The organism is Pseudoalteromonas porphyrae, from assembly GCF_001298125.1.
GTDB lineage: Bacteria > Pseudomonadota > Gammaproteobacteria > Enterobacterales > Alteromonadaceae > Pseudoalteromonas > Pseudoalteromonas neustonica.
Genome location: NZ_LHPH01000003.1, coordinates 1 through 13,535, shown reverse-complemented (window position 1 = coordinate 13,535; position 13,535 = coordinate 1). Strand labels below are relative to the sequence as shown.

Annotated in this window: 7 protein-coding genes; all 7 read right to left on the bottom strand. The window is 43.9% G+C overall.

Annotated elements, in window-relative coordinates; genetic code table 11:
- Nucleotides 1-463 precede the first annotated feature (463 nt).
- A complete protein-coding gene (locus tag ADS77_RS03270) occupies nt 464-1,099 on the bottom strand; it encodes a hypothetical protein (RefSeq protein WP_054452958.1) in 636 nt (211 codons plus the stop codon).
- The gene (locus ADS77_RS03265) at nt 1,089-4,028 is read right to left on the bottom strand and encodes a hypothetical protein (RefSeq protein ID WP_054452956.1); all 2,940 of its coding nucleotides are present in this window, start codon (nt 4,026-4,028) and stop codon (nt 1,089-1,091) included. The genes ADS77_RS03270 and ADS77_RS03265 overlap by 11 nt, the downstream gene beginning before the upstream one ends.
- Nucleotides 4,029-4,031: 3 nt before the next feature.
- A complete protein-coding gene (locus ADS77_RS03260; RefSeq protein ID WP_054452954.1) occupies nt 4,032-11,576 on the bottom strand; it encodes a phage tail protein in 7,545 nt (2,514 codons plus the stop codon).
- Nucleotides 11,569-11,979, bottom strand: coding sequence for a DUF6950 family protein (locus tag ADS77_RS03255; protein WP_054452952.1), 411 nt, complete (start codon nt 11,977-11,979; stop codon nt 11,569-11,571). Before ADS77_RS03255 ends, ADS77_RS03260 begins: the two co-directional genes overlap by 8 nt.
- Complete coding sequence (locus tag ADS77_RS03250; RefSeq protein ID WP_054452950.1) at nt 11,963-12,553, bottom strand: hypothetical protein; 591 nt, start codon at nt 12,551-12,553, stop codon at nt 11,963-11,965. Before ADS77_RS03250 ends, ADS77_RS03255 begins: the two co-directional genes overlap by 17 nt.
- A complete protein-coding gene (locus ADS77_RS03245; RefSeq protein WP_054452948.1) occupies nt 12,553-13,158 on the bottom strand; it encodes a hypothetical protein in 606 nt (201 codons plus the stop codon). The genes ADS77_RS03250 and ADS77_RS03245 overlap by 1 nt, the downstream gene beginning before the upstream one ends.
- An 83-nt stretch (nt 13,159-13,241) precedes the next feature.
- The coding region (locus ADS77_RS22325; protein WP_161803870.1) for a hypothetical protein at nt 13,242-13,535 on the bottom strand (294 nt) is incomplete at its 5' end.

Genomic DNA, 13,535 nt, shown 5'->3' with positions numbered 1-13,535 from the left:
TTTATGGCATTTAAACTTGGTTTTAAGCACGTTAACAATCAAAAAACATCTAGTTTTAAACGTAAAATGAGCAGGAATAAGCGGGGTTTGGGTCATTTTGAACGGGTTTGTCTAAAAACAAGCGTAATTCAAAGTTAAGGATTTACACGCTAAAATCAGTACAAACCCAGCAAAGGCGCGGGTTTCCGCAAGGCAAGGGCGAAAATATCCATATCTTTATTATTCTACAAACGAACAACCCCTTACAATTAGTCTACAAACGAACAAGCCCTAACACTTACTGCAATGGGTGTAAGCCGCTGCTGAAATTTAGAAAAAAAGACGCTAGATTTTAGAACTTCATAAATTATGTTAAATAGAGTGTTATTTAGTTTTCTGTCGATGATTATATTAAGATTTAAACTTGGTTTAACAATATTTATAAAGAGTAGGGTTTAAACATTGTTTAAACCCTCTTTAAATCTTAACTAAAGAATGCTTTTCGAGCTAAGATGAATTGTAAGCCGAAAGATTTAAACTCAACTTCGTTAATTAACTCAACTATTTCTATTCCATTGCATGATTCAGCATTAAATCTGATAGGGAAAAACTGTTCCTCTGCTCCGAATTCGACTGCTAAATCAAAAGCTGTTTTTAGTGATGACAAACCGTTTTGATTTTTCTCAGTTAGTGAAACTTGAACGTTTTTAAATTCTATACCTCGCAATTTTTCAATTTTCTTAGCGTATGGCTCTAACACTTTTTCAATGGATTTAAGAGGTGATCGTTCAGGTGCGGTAGGGAGTGAACGTGGTTTAATTTCTGCCGTTGTGCTATCTTCGTTATCTATGATAACTGGTAAATTTGCGTTGTATTCTGTTACCTTATTCAGCTCAACTAAGTAATTAAAATAGTCATTCGCCCAGATCCATTGCTCGCCTTCTGCAAAGATTTTTGCAAACTTTTCAATGTGTTGAACTTTCCCCTTGGCTATAAGCTGTGCCAGGTCTTTTACTATTGGCCCTTGCTTAAGTGTGGGTAAACCCTGCTCGTTAATAGCAGGTGATTCGTTTTCGTCTAGAATGATAAAATCTAAAATAGCGTCTAATTTATTTGTCATTTTTAATCCATCCTAAAGGTTCTACACAACGAGCTGTGCCGACTAAAACAGTGTTGCCATTTTCATCAAGCATTGTTGATTGCCCGTCTACGATGTGAATTTTTCCGTCATCACCCCAATCGGTACCGTCGTGTTTAAGCTCGGTGTAAACGTAATTAATAAACCCTTGTTGGTTTTCAATTACGTTGTAGTTGAGGGATTTTAACGCGGGGCTATTATTTGTAGGTGCAACGATGTCGATTTGTTCGTGTTCGCTAATAAATGCATTTACCCCTATTAGTTCTTTTAACCCATCACCAAGCTGTAATCTTTTTAATTTCAGAATTTCGTGGTCCTTACCTGTTGATGATGAGTTTTGGCTTGTTAGCACCTTTGAAATAAGGGAATATCCTAAGCCTCTAGCTGTTTCTTCACGGCACCGTGAACTTACGAAAACATCTCCTAGACCTTTAGTAAAACCCAAAGGTTCACTATTTGATCCGTGATTAGTCATTTTAGCTTTAGTTTTATATTGATAAATTGTTACTTGATGAACAGGCATATTACTAAAAGTAGTTGTGTTATTTACTACATCAGAAATTGCTATTTTTGAGCTGGTCCACGTTACTCCGTTATTGACAGTATAAGTACGTGTAATATCAGCACCTGATCCTGAGTAAGGCCGTGTAAGCCCAAAGCTATCTTTAACACCATCGGGCAAGTTCGGATTGTAACTACCAAACCAACCATCTTTTAAATCTTCGCAGGCCGCTATTCTCGCCAGAGGTCCTTGCACTTCCGTATGTGTATACTCACCTCCAACTTTAGGTAATAAATCCGTCCTAGCTACAACGATGTGATAAGTTCCGTTGGTGAATTTATCAGCGACGTTACCTACAACATAACAAGAAGAGTTACTACTAAGTCGGATGGCTACGTGCTTGATCCCATGCGCCTCGCCATTCTTATCAATAATATAACAATCAGGTAGCGGTATTTCCGCCGCGGGTGAATTCAGACCGAAACCTTCCCAATCAGCAAATTCGGAGCTAAATCTTTGATTTGAGATGATTAGTTTAGTTAAGTTATCACTATAAACAGATCCTGACGTAGTTACAGTCCCTACCTTACTCATTGAAGATTCAACTTGACCTAAGTATTGCCCCGATTTAATTTTTAAATCGGCATCTCCAAAATCGTCAGGCTTCAATCCCCAAGCTGAATATCGCATGTCACGAGAAAAACCACCAAACCCTGACTTATATATAGCATCAACATACCGAGCATCAGGTCTTCCCGAAGCTCCGTGAGCTTTTAGGCCAAAATCTTTATTTGACCGTGCCCCCCCGTTTTCCTCTTTTTCAAAACAGTCATATTGAGTATTGTACTCTTGAGTTGTTACATACCAAAGATCGCCACCACTGGCGGGTGAACTAGCCCGTACAAATCTATCTGCACCATAGGGATTTAAACTAGGATGGTAAGCGCCACGATTTAATCTACTTAAAGTTCCGCAAATTAAGATATGGCACTGCCCATTAACACCAACAGACGTATATGTTGAACCGTCGGTATTTTTCGAGGAAAAGTGGCCGTATTCCTGATCGCCATTGGGGTGATTATTATTATAAAAGTAAGGAGCACTTGAAAAATCCAACCCTACATCTTGGATACCTTGTGGTGAAATACGTTTAACTGGAGATGAGACCGAAAAAGCCAATAACCCTCCCGATGATGATGAATCAATTACTTGCCAATCGCCATTCCCAGCACCAGCAAAAGAACGTCCTCGCAGACACCACTGATAAAACTTTCCGGTTGAATCATCAAAAAAGATGTTGTTTTCGGGGTCACTGGCAATCGTTTTACGCTGTTGTTCTGTAGCTGTCAGCCAATCAACCCCTCTTCCTCGGGTGCTTGTATCTCCCAAATACCAAGCATAGTAGCTGAGGGGGCGTGTATAATCTATAGTTGTAGTCACGCCGTTAATTGTGGCACCTAACCCTTGAATGATGCCACGCTTGTAAACCATAGGATCTGAGGGTGTTATTTCGCGTAAAAAAGCTTCGAAGCCCCATGCATCTTTACGGTTTAAAACCACCTTATTTGTAGTAGTCTCACTAGCAAAAGCGGTAGCTAAACTGGCATGCGTAACACTCACACCTATGGCGGTGTCATAGGTTCTTAACCCTTCTTCTGGGGGCGGGAGTTTTACACGAACATTTAATATACTATTATTTTCGGACAATAAAGTAATATTAAATAATACCCCACACATATTTAAAATAGGGGTCGCGCTCTTAGATTCTCCAATGCCTGAGCTTGAGTTGCAACCAAGAAAAAAATTATCCCGTTCATATCCAGAGTTTTCTTTATAAATCCAAAGCCCGGAATTCACATGTTCGACATTGGTATTTGCGTATTGTTTACCCTTATGCACAAAACCACTTGCCGCATACTTTTCATTGTTTGCAGCACGTCTAGCTTCAAATTCGACTTTTCTCATAGCCCACGGGTAGGGGTGATACGCATCCATTTGTGTGGCGTTGTCCGCTTCAATTTGCTTTAACGTTTTAACTGTTGTCGTGCTGCCGTCTTGATTAACGAACGTGACCGCCCCCATTTTAGTTTGCCAATTTTGCATTGCCACAAAGTTGTCATTGACGTTTTTGTTTGCGTTATTAATAGCATCAACCGCTGCTCTAAAATCGCCCGTGGTGGGGATTACCACTGCCTTTTGGTTTGACTGATTGCTATTGGCCCAGTTGTTAACCAGCTCTATGTATTGCTGACTAGCGCTGCCCAGGTAGCCGCGATTTATCTCGACTAAAAACCCAGCCAAAAATAAAAAATCACCTTGTCGCACATTTGCGATACTTTCGCCGCTGTTGATTGTTACTACTTTAGAGCCGTTGGTAACACTGGCTTGACTGGCTGTAAATGCTGCCATATTTTAATCCTCTTGAGACACTAATGTTAATTTTTGCGATGTGGTGAACGATGACGACACTCTAAAATCATCACGTACTGAAATTGCGAGTTTGTAGGTGCGATCCACGGTGCTTTGCTTGTTATCTGTATATGTGAACGAGCCTGAGCAGGCTTGGCTCATGCTCCATATATATTTGCGTGATTCATGGTCGTATGTACTATTGAGGTATGATGTGCCCGTGTATGATTGGGTTCTTCTTGTTACCCAATTGCTATTTACAAACTCATATAAAACGATGCTAAAGCGGGGGCTAAGTGGTTTTGTCGGCTCTACTTCACTTCTACCGCTGCGGTATGTGTTCGCTTGTAACGAGCAAATAAGATCTATAATCCCGCCATTTGACCCGAATGGGCCTATTGTTACATTTGCATTCGCCGCTAAGTCCGTCGTTGTTAAAGCGGTTCTAAATAAGCCCGCGGTAATTGACCCACCGAAATAAGCATTTCCTGAGGTATCTTTCCATTCAATCGCGTTTGATTTTCGAAGTGCATCAAGATTTGGTAATCCGTTGCTCATAATTTTGGGCCCGTACCAGTACCACAAGTTATCAGTGCCAAAACCACTCGCGAGCTCTATTTTCATAAATGCATCACCAATCAAGTCAATGCGCGGGGATTCAATACGTGTCCCCGCACGTAGAACCTTACCATCCAAAGTGTCTTCAATCATTGCGCTGCCGTGTACTCGCAACACATATGATTGCCAACTTGCTCCCGTGTAACGCTTGGTGTTTTCAATTTTCGGGTCGCTGGATTTATAAATGGTAACTATGTCATTAATTACGGGGAAACCACTCGGTACTGCACTGTTTGCGCTAGCGTCTGACCATGCACCGGTTGAAGTGGCAACAGTGTAACGGCCCGCGCCTCGGGAACCGTTAGCACCGTTGTTTCCATTACGGCCATCTGCGCCATCTTGACCATCCGCTCCTTTGAATAATGACCACGTATAATCAGCTGGGTTGGTTGATTCTGTCGCTGTGGACTTATTTACAGTAATACCTATGTATTTAGTGTTGCTGTTAGGGACTTGGTACAGGCCTGATCCATCAGCATTATTGCTGTAAGCAATCCATGTATAGGTTGTTTTGCCATCCGCACCTTTTGCACCAGGCACACCGTCTGTACCGTTAGTTCCATCCTTGCCTTTTATTTTTGACCATGTGTAATCTGCTGGGTTGGTTGACTCTGTAGCCGTGGTTTTATTGTAAGCAAAGCCAATATATTCTTTGTTAGCGGGTGAGTTACTAAGCCCAGCGCCGCTTACATTATCGGCATACTTTAACCATGTGTAAGTTGTTTTGCCATCTTGGCCGTCAGCACCATCTTGACCATCAGCCCCTTTAAATAATGACCACGTATAATCAGCTGGGTTTCCTGACTCCGTAGCCGAGGTTTTATTTACAGCAATGCCAATGTATTTAGTGTTACTACTAGGGACTTGGTACATGCCTGATCCATCAGCATTATTGCTGTAAGCAATCCATGTATAGGTTGTTTTGCCATCCGCACCTTTTGCACCAGGCACACCGTCTGTACCGTTAGTTCCATCCTTGCCTTTTATTTTTGACCATGTGTAATCTGCTGGGTTGGTTGACTCTGTAGCCGTGGTTTTATTATAAGCAAAGCCAATATATTCTTTGTTAGTGGGTGAGTTACTAAGGCCTGAACCGCTGGCACTATCAGCGTATTTTAGCCATGTATAGGTAGTTATGCCGTTATCACCTTTAGGCCCCTGAATACCTTGCGGGCCAGTGGCACCGTCAATGCCATCCTGACCATCAACACCGTCTCTACCATCTTGGGCTTTAATGTCATCTAATGAGCTAACAGTATGGCCATCACCAAGCACTAAGCGGCCACGTATTACATGCTGAGGGTTAAGTGGATCGGAGTTATCAACGTAAGAGGTGGGAACGAATGTACCATCAACCATCGCACCTTGGCGTATAATATCACCGACTAAATCAAGACTGGCTAATACTCCATCGTTATAACCCGCGATACCTGTAACACGGCCATTGTTATCGAGCGTCCAGCCACCGCGAGCAACAAGCTTGCCGTCTACTGTGGTAAATAACTGGCGTAGCTGTTTAATGCTCGCGCTGTTTTCACCATCGGTGATTTGCATATTGGCGATAAACTCAGCGAGGGGGCCATTAACCCATGAGCCGCCATCTGCCACGCATTGCACGGCGTCGTTTTCGCTGGTAATTTGCCCCTCAGCATTTACACAATAACCAACAGCGGTACGGGTGTACTCTTGCGCGGTAGCTATAGCGGTGTTTTTAGCTTCGGCGGTGTCAGTATTGATTTTGCTGGTGAGTGTTTGTTGTAACGTGCTGAACGCTTGGTTTTGGCTGGCGAATGTTTCGCTTACTTCGTCAAAGCTGGCGATTGTGTCGGCAACAAACGATTCAAACTCAATATCACGTAGGGTGTTGGCTTCATCAATGCTCGCAATAGCTGTGGTAACATCGCTAAAACGCGCCGTTACGTTATCAAATGTTGCTTGATAACGTTGGTCACGCACCACGCTTGATTGATATTGATTAGCTACCGCTTTGTTTAGCGAGGTAATAATAGCGTTGTTACTATTAAAAATGGCTGCTAACTCAAGCTGCTGCTGAGCCAAACTTTCAAGGTCTGTGCTTTGCGCTTGCAGCTTTTCGTTAGCGAGTGACGCTTTAACATTGAGCGTTGCTAAGTCCTGGTCTTGCTTAAATTGATTGTACGCTGCAATAACATCATTCAAGCCCTGGGCTTGTTGTCCAAGCTCCAAGCCCTGAATTTGTAAAATGTTGGTCGTTACCTCGCCCTCGGCGGCGTCTAAACGTTGCTGAACGTCAGTAAACTTAGCATCAACGCCGTCCTCTTTAGCGTTATAAGCCGTGATTCGGGTTTCAAAATAAGCGTCTTTACCGTTTAAAAACTGCTGAGCATTATTGGCTTTAGTCAGCGTGTCATTGTCATCAAACTGCTGCAGCGTGGCGCTTATTTGATAAGTGGCATTAAAGGTATCAAGCAGTTGGCTAACGTTACTTTGTGTTTGATAGCCCTGCAGTGTTACCCATGCGGCACCAATTTCAACGGCGCGCTGCACAGCTGGGCCGTCTATCCACGTGTGTCCGTCTAGTTCGCACTGCACGGCATCATCTTGATCAACACGCTCGCCGTTGGCATCAACACAATAGCCGGTTACTGCGCGGGTAAACTCGTTAGCAGTGGCAAGCATCGCTAAATCTTGCGTTTGAAACTCAATGCGTAATTGAGTGCCTAACGTTGCGCGGGCTTGTTGCTCTGTGATCACTAAATTATCAATGCGGTTTAAGTCAGCCTCGGCATCACCCATGCGCAAACTTAGTTGTTGCTGCGCGTTGGCAGTTACAGTTAGATCGTCGGTATTGGCTTGTATTAAATCGTACGCAAATGCAATGTTATCGTTTATGCCATTGGGTTTATTAACAAACTGAGTGATCAAGTTTGTAATGGTGCCATCAGCTGCATTTATCCACTGCTGAGCTTCTTTAGCGGCGGTGATTATGCCCTCGGCATTAATCTGCTGGATTGTTGCTGTAATGCTGTATTCACCGTCAAACGTGCTGATAAATTGCTGTACGTTAGTCGCGGTTTGGTAGCCTTGTGCTTCAACAAAAACGGCAGTGTAGTTATTGATTAGTTCAACCAATGGGCCTGCTATCCATTCATGGCCAGCGGCAATGCAAGCCATGGCGTTAACTTCATCAACTTTATTACCCTCGGCATCAATACAGTAACCAACAATGGCATCAACCCGTTCATTGGCTTGGGCAACAGAGCGCGTACCCTCGCGAATAATTTCGGCTCTTAACTCACGCTCAGTGCTTGAGCGCGCTGTACGTTCGTTCGCAAAGGCTTGGTTTAAACTGGTTAAGTAGGCCGCATTTTGGCCATATAAGCCCGCAAGTTCGAGCGTTTGCGTTGCGAGTGATTTTACATCGTCTGTAACAGCCGTGAGCTTTTGGTTAGCTACAGATAAGCTAAAGCTTTGTTCTGCTAGTTCCTGGTCTTGCTGCATTTTGTTATATGCTGCAATAACCTCATTTAAGCCTAAACCTTTAACATCAATTTCAAGGCCGCTAACCTGAGTTATGCTTTGGCTAATTTCACCGGCTATGGCATCCATGCTTTGCTCAGCAATACTAATGCGCTGGTTTACGCCGTCTTCGCTGTTTAAAATGCTGGTAACTTGGTCGCGTATTGTGGCTTCTGCGCCGTTGATCCACGTTTGAGCCGCGTTAGCTTTGACGATGATGTCTTGATCGTTAAACTCTTGCAGAGTAGTCGCAATACTGTATTGAGCATTAAACGAGTCAATCAGCGTCTGTACGTTACTTTGCGTTTGATAGCCCAGCGCATTAACCCAACTCGTTGTCGCATACTGAGCCATAACGCCTGTGGCTGCGTTAATATCTTGCTCAAGCTCTGTGGTACGCGCTGTAATATCAGTAAGAGCTAAATCGTTAGCGCCGCGTTTACCAACCTCAATAAAGTCGATATCACACGCGCCAAGGTCAAATTCTAAGCTAGTAATAGTGCCCGTGTAGCCTGCTGCGCCTGTTGCATCAAGCGTTAAGGTCTCAAAATCTGTGCTGGTTGGCTCAGGCAAATGCAGGGTAGTGGACCCACCATTAAATTTAATATCACCTTTCCATGTTGCGCCATTATGTATACGTAAACGCACACGAAACATGGGGTTATCATAGGCGTTATAGCTGATTGTTGGCGTGGTTACTGTGTTTGTGGCCACAATGTAGCCCTGTGCATGGTGGCTATCCGTGCCAATAAACCCTTCAACCCCAGTATTAAACTGCCAACTATACGCGGGCTGTAGTGCTGATAATGCACCAGCTATTTGCCCATCTACTTCGGCAAAACTCGCTTTCTGATTAATTTGTGCTGCTTGAACAATAAGCTGCGCCTCAGCCTGGCTTATGCGGTTTTGAGATTGCGCAATTTGTTGTGACGCAAGAGTAATTTTACTGTTCACACCTTCAATTAAGAGCGTAGCGCTATTAAAACTTTCTTCAGCAATGGCATACGCGCGGTTAACAATGGTGCCTGTGTCTGGATCAACATACACAGCTGCATCAATCAAACGTTCGTTATTAAACGAGCGGCGTTCGTACTCGGTACGCCAACTTGTATACGCGCTGGTCACGTTTAAAAGGCTTAAACCAATGCTTTGCTGTTCTAAACGTTGCTGCTCAATTGCAATGTTATTGAGTTTAATCAGTGCAGGTAGGCTGCTATCAACTGAGGCGTCTAACACCTCTGTTACGCGCTCTAAATCCGTTATTTTGCTATTTGAATCGGCAAGTTGCTGCTGTAAATTGTTTGGGTTCTCAGCATCGATAACCTGTACTTTTTCAGCAAGCCCGGTGATGGCATTAAGGTTTTTAGTAATTAAGCTGGGTAAGTTGTTTTCAGTTTCAGGGCGCAGGCGATCAACTTGCGCGTTTATGTCAGCAATAAGGGTTTGGGCCTCAGTGCTTAATTTTGTAAGGGGTAATTCATTAATGTACTCTGTTAAATCAACGGTGGTCGTAGTGGCCGTTACGTTAACCCAATCACTTGCGCCCAGGTGATTTACGCTGCGCACTCTAAATTTATACTCCGTTTCGCTTTTTAAACCAATGCGGTTATAAATCTGTGCAAGCACACGTTCGCCATTATGTGGCTGTGCTGCGGTGCCTAAAAACTCCCACTCAAACTGTGTACCAATGCCAGCTGCGGCAATCTCAGCAGTTAACGTAATTTGGTTATAATCAGCAGTAACATATACACTCGGCAAAGTAGGGGTTAGTACACTAAATTGCACCGCAACCAATAGTGAGCGCTGGCCAAATATGTTTTTAGCGCTAATACGTGCGGTGTATTCTCCCAGCTGCAAATTAGGGATTGTTACTTGTGTGTAGGTGACTGAGGTTTTAAATACTGGCCCGTTAGCAGCAGTATTAATAAACTCAACATCGTATTCATGCACAGCAAGCGGGGTCGGGTGGTTCCATTTAATTATGCCGTTTCCGTCACCGTCTATTGTTACCCGTACATCAAAAGTTGGTTGTGGTTTGCCAACCAAATAGTCACTGTTTGGGGTTAAATCCTGCGCACCAGGTATTATGTTATCAGCCCATAAATCAGGGCCGTCTTCAACACACATCAAGGTTACGCCACCGTCTAATCTAAAGCGGCGCTCTGTAACACGGTAAATTTTATTGCTAATGGATTCGCGTGGTAAATTTAAATACACCGTACGGCCCACAGCTGCAGCCAAACCTTTGTGTTTAAGCGGTAGCTCTATTTCGCCAAGGCGGGTTTGCTCCATATAAATAGTGGATAAGCGCTGCGCTGTAGTACTGCTGCGTACAAATGGCAGAGTAATGGTTTTTTCAAGCGTTTGGTTATCAATGGCTTGATAACCCTTAGACATAACGGGCGGGGCATCTGTACGGTCATAGTTTTGCTCAGGGTCGGTAAATGTGGCTCTAACAACATTGGCACGGTCGCGTAAATCAGCGTGCCATTTTATTTTAATATTACCGTGTACATCATCCTGATTAATTGTGTGCGTTGGATTGCCATACCAGGCACCTACGCGCACATACCATTGACCCATTTGTCTAAAGATTTTACCTGCAAAGCACGCTTCTAATTGGTTTAAAACTTCAATGGGTTTGGTGCTAAACGTAAAACTGCCATTGGTTGTATAACGTGGCTCTGTCGTTACAACGTCCTCAGCATCCGTAAACTCAGCGTCTTCATCACACACGTTAATGGCTGCAATCCACCACTGCAGTGGTAAACGCTCAAACGGCACTTCGTGAGCACCGTAAAAACGCACATAGTGCAGGGCGCATAACACGGCGTTTTGGCTCCAAAGCCAGGTGCTTTCGTCGTCAGGGTTTTGGCTTGTATCGCGCGGGTCCCACACACGGGAACCGCGTATTAAAAAGCCCATGTCGCTTATGCCGTCTTCAAACACTTCACGATTATTTTCAATTTCAATAAACACATAGCTTTGGCCAAAGCCCACGTGCTCACTGGTCCAGCCCGCCATTTTAGCCAACGCTTTCGCGTTAGCTGTGGTTTGGCGGCCATCACTGAGCGAATAATCCCAGCTTTCACTTGGGTATTCACTCAGTTTTTTATCCGCAATGTATATCTCTTCAAGGGCATCTATGGGCGCACCGTTAATGAGTACAATTAACTGCATCCATTTTTTATCGCCTTTTTCAACTTCTGCTTGGTGGGCAATAACACCGCCTACACGGTCGCGGCCAAAGGTTATGCGCCGAGGTTGGTCAATGCCTTTTTGTAAGCCTTGGCCAAGTGTCGCTAAATCGTTTACTGGTTCATCTGGCTCTAGCGACTCCCAAAGCGCCCCCATGGTTTTATCCCAAAATGTCGAGCTTATCCCTAAAAAGTCACCACTTAACTTTGCTGATACCTCAACTACCTTAGACATTACGCGGCTCCAACGGGTAAACCGCCTTTACGGCGTCCATGGGTAGCGTTACCAAGCCATTTTCACCCACGCACACCACTGCATTAACAGTCACGATGCCGCCCACATACTCACCTTTAAACTCAACCAAGGCGATATCACCGCGGCGGGCGTAACTAAGCGCAATTGCGGGGTTTAAACGCTCTTTAAACACGCTTTGAATATCGTTTAAACCACGTTTAAATAATTGTTTAAATGCACCACGTTCAGTGCGGTATTTACCTCTAAAGTCGGCGGCTACATCGTTACCCGTTGCAAATAGCACCCAATCAGCTACCAATAGGCAGCAATCATTTTTACCCCATTTAAACGGTTCACAGTTACGCTTTGTTATAAAAGCAGCAAGCTTAGCGGCGACGTTCATTGCGTGGCCCTCCTATGTAATTACCAGGTTGTGTATCAGGTAGGTTTTGTTTATTGGCGGTCGCTTGCTCACTAAAAAACACATCGCCCGGGTAAAGCGCTTTTTGGGTGGCGTCGTTCCAGCGTTGGTTTAAGCGGGCTTCTTTCCAGCGCTCACTTTCACCTGCTACGCTAAGTTGTATTTGTGATACATCGCCGCGCTCAACATCACAGGCCACAATGTAGCCGCTTTCAAGTAACTGGCTTTGGCTCACACGGTAATGCTCATCAACAGTCACTAGGTATATTTCGCAGCCCTGGCTAATGGGGTCGTTTTCGGCAACCTCAGCTAAAATAGCCTGGTCTTGGGTGTGTAGGGTTAAACGTATGCGAGCACTGTCGTTTTTATCGCTGGCCGGTATTTCACTCACGGTGCCAAGCATACCCACGCCATGCCAGGTTAAATTAGCAAAGCGGCGCTCACCCACACCGGTATGTAACAGCACATCACCACTTTTAAACGCCAGGCGCACAAAGTAACGAGCACGACCGCTTGTTGCTAAATCAGCGAGTAGGGCAGCGTTTAAGCTTTCCATTAAAACGCCTCCCGCCCTTTAATTTTCCAGCTGGTAACAATGCCGTTTTTATACTGCGCACTGGCAAGTCCTTGCTTGTTATCAGCAAGGCGGAACAAACCAACCGGTTGTTTAAACGTGATTAAGGTGTTGTCTGCAGGTATTTTGCGTAGGGGAGATTCAAATATAACGGTAGCGCGGCCTAGTGAGTCAGTCACTAAATCTTGGGTTAATACTTTAAGTTCGGTGTTTTGGCCAACGCCTACTTGCATACGTTCGCCAACAACCAACAGGGTTTGGTTAGCGGGTAGGCCATCAATGTTTAAAATATTGCCGTCTTGGTTATCACCGCGTACATAACCCACAAAATCTTTATCAAGCTGCTCACGGCGGTAATCTATTAAGGTAAACGTGCCCACTTGGCCGCGTAGGCTGGCAATAAAACCATCAAGCGCCAACGCATCACGCTCAGGCACATTGGCAAGTTCTATTTCAAACTCCCAATAAGCGCCCTCAAGGTCGTAAATCTCGGTCGCATTATTGGCTTTGTTTAAGTGTATTTGGCTATTGGGCACTAACGTAAAGTTAGATAGCTTAGGTCGTTTAGGTAGTGGGAGTGGTTGCATCGTTACCAGTTTTCATAATAAAACACTGGTAACGAGTATAAAGTTTAGAGGGTAAGCTTTCGGCTGGAAAGGGGTTTACATAGTTAAAGTAGCTTACGTTCTGTTAGCTCTACAAGTACTTGTTCAGATAATGAATCAAGCCAATAAACTTCTTTTAGCTGCCTACATGTTAAACCAGCAACTTCCATAAATACAAGTTCAGCAGTTTTTTTATCGTTGTCATCGGCTGTTCTGTACAAGTTATAAGCTATTTCAATAAATAAAAGCCAAGTGAAAATAGTGAGCTTCGAGAATAAAGTGATTTCTAAAATTTCTTTATATTCAGCACTTTTTATACTTCTCATAAATAAAGAAATAGTTTTTACTTTATCTATGTA